The organism is Paenibacillus sp. NPDC056579 (assembly GCF_042793215.1).
Classification (GTDB): Bacteria; Bacillota; Bacilli; order Paenibacillales; family NBRC-103111; genus Paenibacillus_S.
On the sequence record NZ_JBHTVD010000011.1, the window covers coordinates 14,162 to 31,969 of the forward strand.

Genomic DNA, 17,808 nt, shown 5'->3' on the forward strand with positions numbered 1-17,808 from the left:
GTAAACCCCTCCATTTATTCGGTAGTCATTAGCTTAAGCTTTTACAGCACCTGCTACGCCTTCAATAAAGTATTTTTGCAGGCAAATAAACACGATTAAAATCGGCAATAAGGAAATGCTGGCGGCCGCTGCCATTCCTGTCCAATCCATCGTATGCTCCCCGACGAACTGGAACATGCCGACTCCTAAAGTGCGTAACTCCGGCTTTCCCAAGGTAAATACAAGCGGTAATAAAAAACCATTCCAGGTAAACATGAATTGCATGATGGCGGTGGTGGCAATAATCGGCTTGGACAAAGGAAGCATGATTTGGAAAAAGGTTCGCAGGAAGCCGCTTCCGTCAACCTCCGCCGATTCCTCCAGCTCCTTGGGAAGTCCGCGAAAATAAGCTACAAACAGCAATATAAACAACACATGGGCTCCGCCGGCTTCCGCCAAAATGACGCCCCACAGCGAATTGTTCAAACCCAGCTGGTTGACCAGCGTATAGATCGGAATGATCGTGTATCCCTTCGGCAAAAACATGGTGGCCGTAATGGCAGATAAAAATAGGATCCGGCCATGGAAACGGAAGCGTCCGACCGCATACCCGGTCATAGAGCAAACGACAAGCACTATCAGCACGACGGCCACAGTGACGATAACCGTATTCCAGAAATAGACGGAAAAATGCGCCGTTTCCCAAGCCCGCTTGTAATTATCGAATTGAAATTTGTCAGGAAACAGCGAGATTCCCGAGCTGATGTATTCTTTATTGGTCTTAAATGCCGCCATAATCATCCAAATAAAAGGATAAATCCATACGATCCCTAACCCCGACAGCAGCAAATGTACCAACAGCACGAACGGCGAACGTTTGTTGTTCCTTCTTGTCATCATGAACTCCCCCTACAAGCTCCGTGTTTTGCGGCCGCCCGACAGCTTTACCAATAACCCCAGAATAAGCGAGATCAGCATGACAGCCATCCCGTACAGAACGCCGGCAGCGGAAGCGAAGCCGACCCTGGCTTCACCTTTGCCCGAAAAAGCGTAACGGTATATATACACGTCCACCATATCCGTCTTAAACGCCGGACCGCCGTCCGTCATTGCTTTGACCAAATCGAACACATGAAGCGCATTAACGGCCGACATCAGCAGAATGACGCTCCCTACCGGCAGGAGAAGAGGAATCGTGACGTAACGGAGCATTTGCAAAGGTCCCGCCCCGTCGATTTTTGCAGCCTCCAGCACCTCTTTAGGAAGCGATTGGATACCGGCCAGCCAATAAATCAGCTTCATTCCGAAGCTTTTCCAAATACCGACCAGGACCACAATGAGAAATGCCGTATCAATGGAACCCAGCCAATCAACCGGTGTGCTCAGAAGCCCTAAGCGGATCAAAATCTCGTTCACCAGACCTTTATAAGCGCCGAATATGAACCGCATTACCAAGCCGACGACTGCCGTCGTCGTTACTACCGGCAGGAAATAGATTGTCCGGTATACCGTCTTCCCCTTCAGCCACTCTGCGTTGAGCAGCAACGCCATCAATAAGGCGAGAGGGACTTGGATGATGATGACATACAACATGAAAGTCAGACTGTTTCGAAACGCGTTCCAAAAGATCGGGTCGGAGAACGTTTCAATAAAATTAGCGAAGCCAACAAAATGGTCAAGACGGCCAAAGCCGCTCCAATCAAAAAAAGCATATACGTAACTCATGATGAGCGGGTATAACGTAAACAGTAGGAACAAAACAAGCTGTGGGGCGATAAATAGCAGACACCAAAGCTGCTTGCGCGTCCGGTAATGGATCAGGCTCCTGATTGGGTTCGTATTCGATGGAGCTAGTGTTTCTTTCATATGATATCTCCTTTCTGAAGCAGCCGTTCTTGTCTGAAACAGTTCCGGTACAGTACCGAAAAACGCAAAAAAGAGACTCCGCTTCTACTTCGCGAGTCTCCGGTGGGCCGGTCAACTGTGACAGGATTTTATTGTATAATACCTAGTGGATTACTATGGATTTATTGTAACGGCCTGCCGCCTCATCGTCAACCCCTTTTTTTCGCCGAACACGTTCAAATTGTAATGGAATAATACTATTCTCTTAAAACATAAACACTCTTACAATAATAAAATCTCTTAGGGACTGGATTCACCTTGCCCTGCAAGGGATGAACGGGATTATTTTATTTAATTACAGAGAACCTTCGATTTAAGAAGGATAAATACAGAGAGAATTTCCATTTCGTATACAAAAACAGTTGAATATTTATGCATCCGATCGAATGACAGCCGCAATAGGCGCATCACTGGCAGTAAGCCCCGAAGGCTCCTCCTTGTACACAATTGTAAACTTTTATCCCCAAAGCTTATTCTGTTATTATATACGGCTGTTTGGCGTATCCTTCTATTCACATCAAACGATTCACATTCGCCACTGTATCCACAAGTGAATATCTGTTTTTATCCCCTTTGGGATGAAATGCTCCTGCACCTTTGTAGTATTTATGCAGCGCAATCATGCGTTGAAATGATCGGCAGCTGAATGTTCAATAAAGAAGAGCGCTCGGCTGCTGCCGAGCGGCGAATGGACGGCAGCACGAAAAGCCCTCTGCTCCCCTTTTTTCAAAAAAGTGAGCGGAAGGCTGTAATATGATCTTCAGTTCAAACAGCAGCAGCTGCTTATCCTCGAATAACGGAGATAGAAGGCGGTCTCACTTGGACGAGGAAATCCTCCAGCTTGAATCCGAGAGGCACGTCGGGAATCCATTCCCATTTCGGCGCATGCCTCAATTGGTTCAAGATCCACTGCTTCACGGCTGCCGGAGCTTCTTCATGCAGCTTTTGCAATGCGAGGTCTTCTATCGTTCGATACTCGTACGGGTCTACCTGCAGCCGGTACGCATAAGCATGAATTTCAGCTGCGGCTGCGTCTCCCATCCGCCGCTCTAACGTTCCGTTCGCGCGCTTATAGGCGACAGGGCCGTGTATCGGCGTCCGGGCGTAGTCTTTTTGCAATATTGGAAGTGCTGCCTTACACAGCTTGCGGAACGAATTCAGATCGAATAAGCTCATTGCGGACGCGAATTCGAAGGAGCGCTTCGCCCGGTCATCCGTGCTTCTCGGAGCGATAAACCGGTATACTCCCGTTTGCTTGGCAATATCCAAATAAAGCGACATCCCCTGATGGCGGATCTCTTCCTTCACAAACCGGACGATGTCCGACGGGAAAATAAAATGCTTGCCGTGCAGCTCCTTGATCTTATGCAGCACATACCGAATGAACGAGGAGCTCTTCTTCTTCATCAGGCTGACGAGCTGAAGAAAGCTTTGCCCGTCGTTATGCTGCTCCAAATCGCCTATACCCAGCTGGAACAGCTGCGATTGAATGTATTGGGTTAACCTGCGGTACGATTTCTTAGGCTTTACCACTTCATGGTAATGCGATCCTTTTTCCTTGGGGATAATGAAATAAGGGTTAATCGAATAGCAAGCCTTGTAATAGCCGGTAGAGTTCGGCTTAAGCGCAGCCGTGGCCGCGAAGAGCGGCTGCCCTTCGAATACAGGCTGCTTCGTCAAGACGTCGATCAGCCTCTTCATTTGATTGAGGTTGGTTTTATGAAGCCATTTGTACAAGCCGCCGTCTTTCCCGTCGGTGCGCAGATTTTTTTCCAGCGCCTTGGACGGACTGTCGTTTTGCTGCGCGGCGCCCTCCAGATACCACTTTTGAGCGGCCAGAGGCAGCTTGTAGAAGGCGTTCGTGAATACCGCCGGGGGCAGCAGGAAGTAATACCCGATCGTTCCGGTATCCGGCTGCAAATAATGATTCAGTGTATAGTGGCAAGTACCTGTAACTTCTTCCTCCGTTACCGTTATGAGGCCCATATCGATAAACTTTTGAAATGACACATAAAACTGATCGTTCGTTACAGGATCCTCGAACAGCTCCGCCTGCTTCTGATAGATCCGGTTCCGGTTGCAAAATTCCAGCGTGCCTTTCGTATTGAACACGGTCTGCACGGTTATAAACAGCTGGATGTCCGATTTCGTAATATGATGAATCAGACGCCCTCTGCCGTCGTTTCGGAATAGGAATTGATCCTTGTTATACTCGAACTGCTCCTCTATTCTCTTGAATGCATGATAAAACTGATGGCTGACTACGACGGGATTCGTCGCCTGGAGGTGTACCCTGCCTTTCAAATTATTCAAGAATACGAGCTTTTGCATGAAGGGTACCCTCCTTTCGCCACAGATTTCCAAGCATTCTCTTATCCTAGATTTTTGCAGTCCTTTTTGATATAATAATCAAAAGACAACAAGCAAACAGGCCTCTGAGGGTCCAATTTTTTTGGACGCACTTCAAGAAGCTTGTCTTATGGAGTCACGATCTTCATCGTTGGTAGCGAGCGCTGATCGGACTCGAATGTTTCTTTGCTTACGCTGAGTACTGGTAATACTCAGTAAACACGGGATGTTGGTAGCATTCCATGTTGAGAGCTTCCATGGTAAATGGGAGCTTTTTTCTTTTTCTAAGTTATTCACATGTGGATAACTTTTCTTTTTCGACATTTTCCATTATATCAACAATGATAGTAGGAAGGTAGACGCGATAGAGTACGAGCTTTTTGTAAAAAGGTCATATAAGCGACCGAAAAAAACGGTACGCGTTTTTCGTAAAAACCCGTAAAGCCGTTACACAGCGGGATGGAGCGGGTTTTGTGAATAACCAAAAAAAATATTGTGAGAAATAGTACGTGATTTTCGTAAAATATTGTATCGAAGTACGCAGATTGAGTAAAAAGAGATTGTTAAGTACGTGTAAAGAGTAAAAATGGTATCGTAAAAACGTCATATTGATCTATAATTTTTCCGCGCCACACTTGGGTTTTTTCATCGAGTACGCTAATCTTGTAAAAACATCTTTTTCAGTACGCTTTTTCCGTAAAAAGCGGATTTGAAGTACGCGATCATTGTAAAAAAGCGAAAAAAAGTATACCTTCTGTGTAAAAAGCTATACAAAGGGTACGTGTTTTTCGTAAAAACTCCCCCGCTTTTCATGAAGCTTTCAAAGGAAACGCAAAAAAAAGGACATGCTGGATGCATGTCCTCACTTTTTACATGAAACGCGGTACGCTAGTTTGGTAAAAAGCAGCGTCTATTGAATCAGGGATGGCGTAGCGGTGCCTGTAAAAAAGTCCGCTTTTTCCGATTCGGTAACCGGCGTCAAGATGATCTCGAACCCGTTGCCGACCCTTTTGTAGTCGTTAATCAAAATGTTCGCTTCTTTAAACTCCTGCAGCGACGCGTCGATTTGCTTCAGATTGCTGTCGATCCGCTTGGAGCGAAACCGGATCCGGTCCGAGAAGAAGGTATACTCGAAGTGCTTCTTCATGTTCCGTCCCTGCAAATAAGCGTCCAGCCGCTCCTTCTGGAACGCGTAGATCAAAATTTTGGACAGACGGTTCTCCAGACGGTGAATAAAGTGGCTGTAAATTTGGACGGTCTGCTTCGTAATAAACTGCTGGTGAAGCGTGTCCGAAAACTTGAGCTCGGCATACCGGCGGCCTGTCGCATCCTCCTTGGATACGATAACGTATTCGAACAGGTTGTACAAGAACGTCGTTCGCGTCTCCTTATTCGGCCCGGTGGTTCTGCCCTCCAGGCTGAAACGGCCGATTTTTTGCAGCCGCTTCGTAATCAAATCATACGCTTTCTGGCTCGTGTTGCCGTAGATTCGGGTCAATAGAGGCCGCAGGTCGAATGCGATCGTCTTATCCGTGTAAAACCGCTCCGCCCGGTGCTCCATAATGTGCTCCAATATTTCCGAATCGGTCTCGTCGAGCAGAAACATTTTGTCGATCTGTACTTCTTCGTTCTCTTCAATGGAAATGAAAGAGCGAAGGACGCGGTTATCGCTCAGCTTGTAGTCGTCGTAGATGATCGTCGCTTTTTGCTCCGAATCGAACAGCACGTTCCCCTTCAGCTTCGCCTTCCCGTCGGCAAAGATCGGGTTCTCGATCAGATCCTTGAACCGGTGCGTAATCCAATTGCGCGGCGCGTTCTTCAAAAAGTCGGCGATAATAAAGACGATATCGTTCTCGAACGCCTTCTCGATCTGATACTGCTGCTTCGAATCCAAATACGGGTAATCCGTCAGCCGGGTATCCGTATCGACAGCCCATGCCTCGATCTCGTTCAGCCGGGTTTGGACGAAACCCTCCACGTCTTTAATGCTCTTCAGCATTTCCTTGAAGCTGTCGTCGGCGTTCTTGCTCTCCAGAAACTTGAGCAGCACTTCCCGCTCCTCATGAATGCTCGAGTTTTGTTTGGACTCTACGTCCTTCTTCAGCTGCTTGAACCAGTTTTTCTTGGTTAACTGACGTCTTCTATGATAAGTCGATTTAATTTCCAGCAAATCTACTATGTCATCGTCGTTAAAAAAGATATTGTTCATAATGTTGCGCATATAATTTTCAATAATATCGCTCTCGTCCTGCAGCACCAGCTTCAGCAGCTTTTCCTTCGTCTTTTCCCCAATAAGAACAAGCAGTTCATCAAATATGAATCGAGGAATTTCTTGTATTTTGACACTCATCCTATTCCCCCCCGATCATTGGCACACTACTATTATTTTATAGTTTCTTGGACAAATAGACAATGGGAAATAGAGTGAGGTTTTTCCATTCCAGGCAAAAACGGCCTGCCTATAGGGCAAGCCGCTAGGAGTAAGGTTTATTTCGGAGTCAACGAATCGCCTAATGATTATACGATATCTAACATTTCGGGGTCACGGGGCTGCTCGAATAGCCATTCGTTACGGACAGAAGTAACTTTTCGGGGTCTACATTAAATTAATGGCATCCTCTGCGTTTCTCAAGGCGCTAACGCCAATCAAATGGAACGGCATGAATTTCTCTCGACAACTACACTCTCAACGATCCGATGGTCCGGATAATCCCCTTGCAGCATCCCGAGCTTGTGCATCAATAAGCGGACAGATTCGGCCCCAAGCTCCGAGGGCTGCAGATCCATGCTCGTCAAGGAAGGATTCAATGAGCCCATCATTGATAGATCTCCACAGATGACAAAGATCGATATATCCTTCGGTACCTGCAGCTTCAAATGCTTGATAGCGTTCATGACGCTGAATGCGGTTCGGTCATCATCAGCAATGATGGCCGTTACCTTCATCCTCTGACTACCAAGTATATGGACCGTCTCCTTGTAACCATAATTAATATAATCCGAGGATAGAAGCGCCGGCTTATGGTGAATCATATAATCCTCCACCGGAATATGATGATCCTTCAACGCTTGGACAAAGCCCTCGTTGTGGACTATCGATACGGTCATATGTTCGTTGGCGTTCAGAAACATCAAATTTCGGTGGCCTTTGTCAAGTAAATATTTACATATACTATAGATTATTTTGTAGTTATCATTATCTACATACGGGGCGTTATTCACATTGGCATTCATGACTTTGCCTACCGTAACGAACGGGATTTGCTTCTGATGCATCAGATAGATGCGTTCATCGTCTATCGTGGGACACATGACAACCGCCCCGTCAATCGGGTAGCTCGACAAGAAAGGCGTTTTCACCTTATGAGCGGGAATCATGTCGAGTAGAACCCTATAGCCGTAATAGGAAGCCTCCAATACGACTCCGTTTATGAATTGATTATGAAACGCGCTAAAAAAGAAATTGCCGTGTGGGATCGCCAATCCGATAGCCATCGTTTTCTTCGTAACCAGACTCCGCGCAATATGATTCGGCACGTAATTAAGCTGTTTGGATGCGCTTAATACCCTCTCCCTCACTTCTTTGCTTGTAGGGCGTTTTTGACTGAATACATTTGAAACGGTACCTTTCGACACGTTCGCCAATTTTGCCACATCATCGATTTTGGCCATTTGTTACCTGACATCCTTCCAAGATTGCTACGCTAACCGCTCATTCAGCCGCTCCGCCAATTCAATTAATTCAAGCGGGTCGCTGATCGTATAGTCCGGTTTTTCGCTCTCGTCCGCATGCTGCTTTGGATACCGGGGGGTCCAGTTTAAGAAGACGCTCGTAATGCCCATTTGATTGGCGCCCTTCACATCCCGGCTCAAATTGTTCCCTACCATCATGATGCGGGGGCAATCGTCCATGCTCAGATCCAGAGCTCCGATCGCCGCCTTAAACATGCGCGGACTCGGCTTAAACGCTTTTACCGTTTCGGAGTATACCATCGTCGCAAAATAATCGTACAGTCCGTTTTGCGTTAAAATATTTTTGAACGACTGCGCGTATCCGTCGGCCACGATAGCCATCGTAAAGCCTCGCTCCGCTAGCGTCCTCACCATGATATCCGCTCCGGGTATCACGTTGGCTTTAATGACGATATCGTTCTCATCGCGAATTTCCGTACCTTCATCAATAATCGTATCTCCACAGTCTAGAAAGATAATCAGCTTTTTCGGCTCCGAGGCTTTTTCCATATTAAGATTCATCATGATTTACACCTCTCAGTTTTAAATCGTTGGCATAATGGCAGGCAACGTAATGCCCGTCTCCAATGGACATTAGTTCAGGCTCCTTCTTGACGCATAAATCTGTTTTATAAGCACACCGGGGATGGAAGTGGCATCCGCTCGGAGGATTGGCAGGGTTAGGAACCTCTCCCTCAAGAATAATTCGATCTTTCTTCAAATCCGGGTCCGGCTCGGGCACTGCTGACAGCAGTGCTTCGGTATAGGGGTGTTTAGGCTGCTTGAACAACAGCTCTACGTGCGCTAACTCCACAATTTTGCCCAGATGCATGACGGCAACTCTATCAGAAATATTCTGTACAATGGACAAATCGTGGGAAATAAAAATATACGTGATTTGCAGCTGCTGCTGCAGGTCCTTAAGTAAATTAATGATCTGCGCCTTAATCGAAACATCCAGAGCAGAAACCGCTTCATCGCACACAATCAGCCTCGGATTGGAGATTAACGAGCGTGCGATAGCGATACGCTGCCTCTGTCCCCCTGAAAATGCGTGCGGGTACCTTCTAAGGTAGCTGACGTTCAAGCCGGTTTTCTGCGCTATGTCCGTCACTTTCTCTTCGACTTCCGATTTGGACAGCTTGAAATTGGCCAGAAGAGGTTCGGAAATAATGTCATACACGCTCATTCTCGGGCTTAATGAGGAGTAAGGATCCTGAAAGATCATCTGGATTTCTTTTCTTAATTTCTTGAAATCTTTGCCCCGCAGCGATAAAAAGTCGACCCGCCCGCCATCCTCCGTATGATAGAGCACCTGGCCCGAGGTCGCATTCATGCCTCTGACGATGCATCGTCCCAACGTCGTCTTCCCGCAGCCCGATTCCCCTACGATGCTTAACGTCTCACCTTCGTACAGCTCAAAGGACACATCGCTTAATACGCGGATGGAAGCAGGCTTGCGAAAAAACGTTTTGTCTGATTTCACCTGAAACTCTTTGTTCAGGTTAACGACGTCCAATAATCGTTTAGCCATGTCCACTGTCCCCTCCCTCATCCTGGTACAAAAAACATCTCACTGTATGGTTATCGGATATCCGTGTTTGGGGCACGGTTTGCATGTTGCACACGCCTGCGATTCGCTCCTTGCAACGGTCGTAGAAACCGCACATCGGAGGCATATTGACCGGCATGGGGACGGTACCTTCAATGGATTCCAATCTTTTATGTCTGCTACCGCCCATCCTTGGCATCGATTGAAGCAAGCCTTTCGTATACGGGTGCTTCGGGTTGTAGAAGATGTCATGCACCGTGGCTTGCTCCACGATTTTCCCTAAGTACATGACGGCCACCTCGTCGCACATCTCTGCAATAATGCCGAGATCATGTGTAACCAGCAAAATAGCCATTCCGAATTCCACCTGAAGCTGTTTCATTAATTCCAGCACCTGCGCTTGGATCGTCACATCCAGCGCCGTAGTCGGCTCATCGGCTATCAATAGCTCCGGGTTGCAGGACAAGGCCATTGAGATCATGGCGCGCTGCCGCATGCCGCCTGAAAACTCATGCGGAAATTGATCGAACCGCTTCTCTTGATCGGAGATACCTACTTTACCGAGCATTTCAAGCGCTATTTGCTTGGCTTCCTTCTTATCCTTGGTGCGGTGGATGAGAATTGCCTCCATAATCTGGTTTCCAATTGTGTACATCGGGGAAAATGCGGTCATCGGCTCCTGGAAAATCATCGCGATTTTGCGGCCCCGGATGGAGCGTATCTGCTTGCTGTTCGGTTTTAGGGAGAGCAGGTTCAGCTCATTCAACGCTTTCTCCGAATCCGAATGGTATACGATACGGCCCGACGTCTCGCACTCCTTCGGATTAATACTGAGGATGGCCCGGCTCGTTAAACTTTTGCCGCAGCCGGATTCGCCTACAAGGCCTAGCGTCTTTCCTTTTTTGATTTCGAAATCGACTCCGTCGACCGCTTTCATTTCCCCGTTATCTATTTGAATGCGGATTTTCAGGTCTTGGACGGAAAGCAGCGGTTTGCCGGAAGCAGCTTGAGCATTCATTCGATACGATCCCCTCGCTTTGTATGGGAAATGGTGACTTGCATTGGGTATGGTGTGCAAGGTGCGGCATTGTTCGGCCCGCGTCCTTTATCTCTTGTAAGGATCAGCCGCATCACGAAGCCCGTCACCCAGAAAGTTAAATGTAAGTACGGTAACAATGACGAATCCAAGCGGGATCAGCTTCCACGGGTAAAGCGCCACGTTATCGATTTGCTGGGCTTCCTGGAGCAGCACACCCCAGCTCGTGGCAGGTGAACGAATCCCGAGACCGAGGAAGCTCATTGCCGTCTCGCCGAGAATCATGCCGGGGATGGCTAAGGTCGTCGCCACGACCAAATAGCTAATGAAACCGGGAAGCAGATGCTTAATAATAATTTTCGTATCGCTGACGCCTGCGATTTTCGCTGCCAGCACGTATTCTTCGTTTTTGAGCGAGATAAATTTCCCCCTCGCCACACGGGCTAACTCCGTCCATCCGATGAAGGCGAAGATGATGACAATATACAAATACATCGTCACGACCGGGATGCGGGGCGGAATAGCCGCTGAGAGCGCCATCCAGAGCGGCAGCGTTGGGAACGAGCGGATGATTTCAATGATTCTTTGGATGACCGAATCGATCCATCCGCCGAAATATCCCGAGATCCCGCCGATGATTAAGCCCAAGACAAAGCTTATTGCGACCCCGATCAGCGGAATGCTAAGGGAGATTTGACTGCCCAACACAATGCGCGAAAATAAGTCTCTCCCCATCCCGTCTGTGCCGAATATGAACAGGCGACCCGGTTGGTCCACTCCAAACAGATGTGTTGAAGTTGGAATAATACCCAAGAAGCGGTAGCTCTCTCCCTCGACGAAAAAACGGAGCGAGTATTTAATCGATTTGTCCGGCACGAAGATTTTCCTGAAAGTAACCGGGTCTCTCCCTGATTTCAGCTCATACACAAAAGGGCGAAGATGGAATTCCCCGTCCGCATCGATAAAGTGAAGCTTCATAGGAGGTGCATTCACGTATTTGCTGTCGTAGCTCTGTAGATCGTAAGGTGCTATGAATTGGGCGAAGATAGCCGCCAGGTAAAACAGCGCCAAAATAAACAAGCTAACGCGGGCGAGCTTATGCTTTTTGAGCCGCTGATACATAAGACGCCATTGAGAGCTGTAGTAGAGATTGTCGTCCTTCTGCCTCTTATGCCGAGGGACGGATTGCCTTTTGAACACTGTTATCGTTTTCATAGTTACATCCCTCTGAACTCTGTACGAATTTTGGGGTCGAGCCATGCCAATAAAATATCCGAGATCAGCGTTCCAATAACCGTCAATATGGCCATGAACAACAGCCACGTTCCAGCCAAGTACATATCTTGACCCAGCAATGCGTTATACATTACGGGGCCTTGAATCGGCAGATTGAGGACGATCGCCGTGATCGTTGATCCCGTAAAGATTGAAGTTAATGACCACCCGATCGTACTGATGATCGGATTCAAAGCGGCGCGCGTCGGATATTTCAGCAAAATCTTAGTCTCCGACAAGCCCTTGGACCGGGCCGTAACCACATTCGGCTTGTTCAATTCATCGAGCATCTGCCCCCTCATCACGCGGATCAGCTCTGCCGTATTGGCCAATCCGATTACGATAACAGGAATAATCATATGCTTGAGCAGGTCCAGCACTTTGCCCATAGACCACGGAGCGTTGACATAATCGCTGGAGAACAGGCCGAGAAGAGGATCTCCGAAATATTCATATGACAGATACATTAATATAATCGCTAACAAGAAATGGGGGGTCGCCATTCCCAGGAAGCCTATAGCCGAGAACAGGTAATCCCCGGCGGAGTATTGCTTTACCGCACAATAAATTCCGATAGGAATCGCGACCAAATACGTAAAGGCCATCGTGACCAGGGAAACGATCAAGGTTAAGGCCATATACTGCTCGATGACGGCCAGAACGGGCTTGTTGTAGTTAAAGGAATAACCGAAGTCAAAATGCAGCAGGATGTTCTTCATCCATATGAAGTACTGGATAAACCACGGCTGGTCCAGTTTCAGGTTAGCCCGCATTTCATCCATGTCCTGCTGCGACATGACGTCGCCCGCGACGGACATTTTGGCCGCATAGTTGGATACATAGTCACCTGGAGGAAGCTGAATGATGTAGAATACGATGATGGAAATAAAGATGACCACCGGGATGACCAGCACGATCCTTCTTGCTATATAAGGAAGCATCTCTTATCCATTCCTCTCCGCTTTTGATTCGGATTGCCCGGTAATACCGGCGGGAAACCTGCGATTTTCCCGCCGGATTTCATTTTTCCTTACGGCTTAATGAAAAATTGGGACGGATGTCCGTGCCCCAGGCTGCGGAACTCATCGGAATGAATGAGATCTTTGGGGACGTTGTGCATTTTGTTCGATGCGACAATCAGCTTGGGCGTCGGGCCTGCGTAACCGATGATCCATTGGTTCTTCTGATGCAGCTTGACGATCTCGTTGCCCCATTTATTGATTTCTTCCTTAGTTGTTGATGCTTTGACTTTATTCCAATAGTCGAGAATCAACGCTACGTCGCCTTCGGGCTTCACGCCCTCTTTTCCATTGGATGAGGTGTACAGTCCATAGCTTCCGTACCATGGAGTCAATACTCGAAGAGGCACCAGCGTATCGGGACGGAAAGAGACGTTCACGATGGAGATGTTCTCGGTCGTGGCCGGGATTTTGTTCGAATACTTCTGCTCCTGATGCGTTCCTTGATCCACGACCTTCAGGTCGACCTTAATGCCGACAGCTTCATAATATTTCTTGACCAACTCTAGGAAAGGAGCCGTCGAGGTGCTCGCTTCAACGATGGTAATTGTTAAGTCCGATCCGTCGGGATGCAGGCGGAAATTGTTTTTATCGCGTTGGGTCAGGCCTATTTCATCCAAAATTTGATTGGCCCGTTGCGGGTTGAATTGGCTCCACTGCTCAGCCCAGCCCTTCTGATAGCCTACCAGCCCTTCCGGCACCGATGCTTGTTGGGGAGCACCTAGCCCGTTGGTCACGATCTCGGAAATTTCCTTGCGGTCTACGGCAATGGATAGCGCTTCTCTGAACCGGATATCCTGGAACAGCTTGCGCAGATTAGGATCGGCTATCGTCTGGTTCAACTGGATGCCTGCGCTGGACCAAGCGGGGGTGTTCCATGGGATAACCCGAAAATTCGCTTTCTTCTCATTTTCCTTTAATACCGTGAAGTCTTTAAAATCAAATTCCAGCAGATTGAAATCGCCGGCCAACGTGCCGAGAATTCGCTGTGCCGGATCCTGTACCTTGGCCGCTACGATGCGGTCCATATACGGAAGCTGGTTACCGGCCGAGTCCACCTTCCAGAAGTACGGATTACGTTCCATAATAAATTGGTCACTGTTCGGATCGTTCTTCGCTACCCACGCTCTTAAGGTTGGAATTTGCGGGTATACCCAGTAATAATAACCGGTGGCGACCAGGAATGATTTGATATCTTCGAAGCCCCATTTCTTGGCGATTTCGAGCGCCTTGTCATCGCCTACGAACTCCGGCAAAATGGTTTTCTGAAAATGAGCCGGAGCGAAAAACCATTTGTTGTCGATGGCGACACGCTCCAGAAACTGCACGCTTGGATATTTATGTACGACTTTGAACGTGTAATCGTCCACTTTCGTCACCTTGGCCAACGCTTTTTCCCCGGACACCGGATCGACGGAATAATAAGCGTCATATATTTTTTTGCCGAAGGTTTCCTTGGTGAGCATATGCTCCCAGTAAAAGATAACGTCGTCGGCGGTAAATGGCATGCCGTCAGACCATTTCATCCCTTTTCTCAAGTAAATGGTAAATTCGGTGGAATCCTTATTCACGTCATAACCCTTTGCCACGTTAGGCTCCACCGTACTGCCGTCCTTGTTAAAGCGGAACAGCGCTTCCTCTGTTGGTTGGCCAACCGTCCAGCGGTCATTAGGGCCTCCCCATGGCAGCTTCCAATCGCCGCCGTACGTACCCGTTTCTTCGACCACCTTCTCCACCATAATATCTTCTTTGACCGGCATGCGTTCGGCTACCGGTTTCAACGTTCCCGAGCTAACCAGCTTGTTGAGCATCGGAGCTTCTTTGAAAGCTGAAATCTTATCGGGAGCGACGACAGGGGGCGTTGTTGGAGTTACTTCTACGTTGGTCTTGGAGCTCGGGTCGCTCTCGCAGGCAACCAAACCGGTTGCTGCCAATAAAAGCATACATAATAGATACCAGCTGCTTTTCAAGATAATCCCCTCCATAATCTGACTAACTTTATAAAAGCAATACCATAACATAACACTTGGTCCCTGTATGAATCACCTCCCAGAAGGCATTAAACCGGTTTAATAGAGCACTTGAAAATGAAAACGCTTTTATATAATGGTAATACAAACGAACCCGTTTTATGTATGTGGTTAAAATGGATGGATGTAAGATGTAACATAAGTGGCGGATCTCTGTGGAGGTTAGAGGTATTAGCAGAAGTGTATCGTTAAACCGATTTAATTGGACGGCTTAACCAATGTAGAGTAAGCGCTTAACCCAATACTACATTGGGATCGCTTACATTGCAATAGTTTTAAACAAATTATTATCTTTTTAATTCAAAACAAAAACTTCCCTCCTGCTGAACACCGGATGGCCTGCCTGAAATTCGACCGACTACAAACTGTATCAGTTTCGCCTGTTCGCGTGCAAACGACTACTTTTTTCCTTCATCAGGTCGCATTCTTCATAATTTCTTCTAAATGTTATTATAATTAAAAGCTGCCGAAAAAATCGGCAGCCTTTTCTGCAATCACTTAAGGAAATAGCCGGGTTCGATCACGAGGGAACGCTGAAGCTTCCCGTACATTTGACTGGCCGAGTAAACGTGAGGCAAGGCGTTCAAGACCGATTGCGAATCCTCCGTGCAGCGGCAATGCCGTATCGAAACACGTCAAGATATCCGGCAAAATGATCCGGATTCAGCCCCCGGCTGCGTATTGAAGCGGAGAGCTCCTCGTAATCGTGAGTCCGCTGGCCTCCAGTCGTTATTTCGAGGCCGTTAAAGATCAAATCAAACGAAGCGGTGAGTGCGCCGTTCTCTGGTGCCGGCATCGCATACATCGGACGTATTTCACGAGGGAAAGGCAAATGTTCTTGTCATCAAACGGCTTACTCTTTATCAGGCGATAACAACGAAAAAAACCGCCGACCACGTACGGCCAGCGGTTACCTAACTATGGGTTTAAATTCAAATCCAACATCCGCAGCAGAAGGACGACGGCTTCCGCGCGCGTTGCGGTGGCGGACGGCTCGAATCGATCGCCTTCACGGCCTTGCACTAGACCGATCCCCTCCGCCGCGGTGACTGCGCCACGAGCCCAAGTCGGTACGTCCGCTGCATCTGCGAACGCCGGCTCGGTGCCTCCCGACGTCTCCAAGCCCGCCGCGCGGACAAGCAGCGTCGTCATCTCCGCCCGCGTGATGATGGCGTTCGGCCGGAAGGTACCGTCCGGGAAGCCGACGACGATGCCGCGCTCGGCCGCCGCAGCAACGGCGGACGCCGCCCACGCTTCGATGGTATCAGCATCCGTGAATCGCGGCGTGGCCCCGCTGTCTACCTTGAGCGTCCGCATCAGCATAGTAATGAATTGCGCTCGCGTTACTTGCGCATCCGGCGCGAACGTGCGCGCGTCATACCCGTTCGCAATACCGAGCTCTACCGCCCGCGCGACGAACGAGTCTGCCCAGTGACCGTCCATGTCGAGGAACCGCGGCGGCGGCGGTGCTGGCGTCGCTGTCGGTTTCGCAGGCGACGCTGACGATGCTTCGAAGGCAAACACGGCGAACTTCGCGAAGTGATCTGCCGACGCCTCGACAAACCCACCCTTGACCCGGCTTTCGATCTTGACCCATTCCTCACGGGCTTCATCGAAGTAGAATAAGGCCGCGAGGAACCCTTCGGGCACCGCCGCCGCGTCGAAGGCGAAACGAAGCGTTACCGGCTCCGAAAACGTCATTCCCGTGCCCAGCAACAGTTCGAACACGTCGCTCGCCAAATGCAGCCCAGCCGGTACCGAATCAGGAGGCAGCCCGATCTTTTCGATCGTGACGATCGCGTCTCCGGGCAATCCAGGGATCTCGATCGATACTTCCTCGCCGAACGTCGCTGTGCATCCGCCGCTAGAGCAGGCAGTCGTCGTTTTTCTCGTTACGGTCGGCACCGCGGCTGCTCCCTTCTCGTCGTTCTCGCGCGACGTTCGATACACATCGACTTGGATTTCGGAGCGAAGACCGCCGTATTCGATCGAGATCGTGGCCGTCCCCCGCATTTTCGCTCGAACGACGCCGTTCTCCCCTACCTCCGCGACGGAGGCGTTCGAGGTCGTGTACTTCGCCGCATCGGTGACATCGGTCCGATGTCCATCCGAGTACGACGCTTTGACGAGGATAGCACGGGACGATCCGGCCCTCAAGTGATAAGTATTCTCGTCAACCTCCAAGCCGACCAATGCGACAGGCGCTTTCTCCACCGTAATGACCATCGTCGCCGTCAAGCCTTCCGGATTCGTCACGCCGGCAGGTGGAGTCAACGTACCCGTAAACGCGTAAACCCCCGCCGCGTTGCCGTTATAAGACGGTACCCCATCGTCCCATGACACCCGGGCGCCTACGATGGATCCATCGTTCAGGACGACGTTAACCATAGTCGGCAGCACGAGACCGGACAAGGGCGTCCCGTAGTCGACCGTCATGGCCGACAGCGGAACGACGCTTGCGATCGGCAGCGGCGCCACCGGCGCTTCCACCACCGTAATGACCGCCGTCGCTGTCAAGCCGCCTGGATTCGTCGCGCCCGAAGGCAACATCAACTCGCCCTTGAAGGCGTATCGTCCCGGCGTATTACCGTCGTACGCAGGATTGCCGCCGTCCCACGTTACGCTCGCTGATACATTCGTTCCGTCGCTCAACCCGACGTTCACCGTCGCCGGCAATCCGAGCTCCGAAAGCGGGGTTCCGTATCCTGCGGTCCGGTATACGGCGTCCGCGACGCTCTTGATCGTCCGCGGTTCGACCGTCACGACGACCGCCGCAGTAAGCGCGGCCGGGTTCGTCGTCCCGCTCGGCGGCGTCAATGTGCCGACGAACTTGTACGCCCCCGGTACCGTTCCGTTGTACGCAGGATTGCCGCCGTTCCACGTTACGCTCGCTGATACATTCGTTCCGTCGCTCAACCCGACGTTCACCGT

12 protein-coding genes and 1 pseudogene are annotated in these 17,808 nt (G+C 49.5%); all 13 read right to left on the bottom strand.

The annotated features are described in order from the left end of the window. Nucleotides 1-33: 33 nt before the first annotated feature. The gene (locus ACFQ88_RS31200; RefSeq protein WP_379460499.1) at nt 34-879 is read right to left on the bottom strand and encodes a carbohydrate ABC transporter permease; all 846 of its coding nucleotides are present in this window, start codon (nt 877-879) and stop codon (nt 34-36) included. Between the two features lie 9 nt (nt 880-888). Continuing rightward, on the bottom strand, nt 889-1,845 hold the full coding sequence (locus ACFQ88_RS31205) for a carbohydrate ABC transporter permease (protein ID WP_239634037.1): 957 nt from the start codon (nt 1,843-1,845) through the stop codon (nt 889-891). A gap of 822 nt (nt 1,846-2,667) precedes the next feature. Further along, on the bottom strand, nt 2,668-4,215 hold the full coding sequence (locus ACFQ88_RS31210; protein ID WP_379460502.1) for a hypothetical protein: 1,548 nt from the start codon (nt 4,213-4,215) through the stop codon (nt 2,668-2,670). Between the two features lie 928 nt (nt 4,216-5,143). Continuing rightward, on the bottom strand, nt 5,144-6,583 hold the full coding sequence (locus tag ACFQ88_RS31215; RefSeq protein ID WP_239634035.1) for a hypothetical protein: 1,440 nt from the start codon (nt 6,581-6,583) through the stop codon (nt 5,144-5,146). Nucleotides 6,584-6,879: 296 nt separating this feature from the next. Continuing rightward, nucleotides 6,880-7,905: a LacI family DNA-binding transcriptional regulator gene (locus ACFQ88_RS31220; RefSeq protein WP_379460504.1), complete on the bottom strand. Its 1,026-nt coding sequence runs from the start codon at nt 7,903-7,905 to the stop codon at nt 6,880-6,882. Between the two features lie 27 nt (nt 7,906-7,932). Further along, on the bottom strand, nt 7,933-8,490 hold the full coding sequence (locus ACFQ88_RS31225; protein WP_379460506.1) for an HAD family hydrolase: 558 nt from the start codon (nt 8,488-8,490) through the stop codon (nt 7,933-7,935). Then, nucleotides 8,477-9,499 carry an ABC transporter ATP-binding protein gene (locus ACFQ88_RS31230; RefSeq protein ID WP_379460508.1) on the bottom strand — a complete coding sequence of 341 codons (1,023 nt, stop codon included), beginning with the start codon at nt 9,497-9,499 and terminating at the stop codon, nt 8,477-8,479. Before ACFQ88_RS31230 ends, ACFQ88_RS31225 begins: the two co-directional genes overlap by 14 nt. Continuing rightward, entirely contained in the window at nt 9,492-10,535 is a 1,044-nt protein-coding gene (locus ACFQ88_RS31235; RefSeq protein ID WP_239634031.1) for an ABC transporter ATP-binding protein, read from the bottom strand. Before ACFQ88_RS31235 ends, ACFQ88_RS31230 begins: the two co-directional genes overlap by 8 nt. A gap of 87 nt (nt 10,536-10,622) precedes the next feature. Next, nucleotides 10,623-11,768, bottom strand: coding sequence for an ABC transporter permease (locus ACFQ88_RS31240; RefSeq protein WP_379460510.1), 1,146 nt, complete (start codon nt 11,766-11,768; stop codon nt 10,623-10,625). A 2-nt stretch (nt 11,769-11,770) separates the two neighbouring features. After that, nucleotides 11,771-12,769: an ABC transporter permease gene (locus ACFQ88_RS31245; RefSeq protein WP_379460512.1), complete on the bottom strand. Its 999-nt coding sequence runs from the start codon at nt 12,767-12,769 to the stop codon at nt 11,771-11,773. Nucleotides 12,770-12,858: 89 nt separating this feature from the next. Further along, nucleotides 12,859-14,817, bottom strand: a complete 1,959-nt coding sequence (locus tag ACFQ88_RS31250; RefSeq protein ID WP_379460514.1) for an ABC transporter substrate-binding protein — start codon at nt 14,815-14,817, stop codon at nt 12,859-12,861. A gap of 558 nt (nt 14,818-15,375) precedes the next feature. Beyond that, a pseudogene (locus ACFQ88_RS31255) lies at nt 15,376-15,703 on the bottom strand (amino acid--tRNA ligase-related protein); the annotation flags it as partial. 92 nt (nt 15,704-15,795) lie between these two features. After that, nucleotides 15,796-17,808 (bottom strand): S-layer homology domain-containing protein (locus ACFQ88_RS31260; RefSeq protein ID WP_379460516.1); only part of this gene is annotated, 2,013 nt, incomplete at its 5' end.

What these genes read in the sequence shown, in the direction of transcription:
- ACFQ88_RS31240 (WP_379460510.1), bottom strand. Translation starts at nt 11,768, where the DNA reads ATGAAAACGATAACAGTGTTCAAAAGGCAATCCGTCCCTCGGCATAAG.
- ACFQ88_RS31205 (WP_239634037.1), bottom strand. Translation starts at nt 1,845, where the DNA reads ATGAAAGAAACACTAGCTCCATCGAATACGAACCCAATCAGGAGCCTG.
- ACFQ88_RS31230 (WP_379460508.1), bottom strand. Translation starts at nt 9,499, where the DNA reads ATGGCTAAACGATTATTGGACGTCGTTAACCTGAACAAAGAGTTTCAG.
- ACFQ88_RS31220 (WP_379460504.1), bottom strand. Translation starts at nt 7,905, where the DNA reads ATGGCCAAAATCGATGATGTGGCAAAATTGGCGAACGTGTCGAAAGGT.
- ACFQ88_RS31210 (WP_379460502.1), bottom strand. Translation starts at nt 4,215, where the DNA reads ATGCAAAAGCTCGTATTCTTGAATAATTTGAAAGGCAGGGTACACCTC.
- ACFQ88_RS31235 (WP_239634031.1), bottom strand. Translation starts at nt 10,535, where the DNA reads ATGAATGCTCAAGCTGCTTCCGGCAAACCGCTGCTTTCCGTCCAAGAC.
- ACFQ88_RS31200 (WP_379460499.1), bottom strand. Translation starts at nt 879, where the DNA reads ATGATGACAAGAAGGAACAACAAACGTTCGCCGTTCGTGCTGTTGGTA.
- ACFQ88_RS31225 (WP_379460506.1), bottom strand. Translation starts at nt 8,490, where the DNA reads ATGATGAATCTTAATATGGAAAAAGCCTCGGAGCCGAAAAAGCTGATT.
- ACFQ88_RS31245 (WP_379460512.1), bottom strand. Translation starts at nt 12,769, where the DNA reads ATGCTTCCTTATATAGCAAGAAGGATCGTGCTGGTCATCCCGGTGGTC.
- ACFQ88_RS31215 (WP_239634035.1), bottom strand. Translation starts at nt 6,583, where the DNA reads ATGAGTGTCAAAATACAAGAAATTCCTCGATTCATATTTGATGAACTG.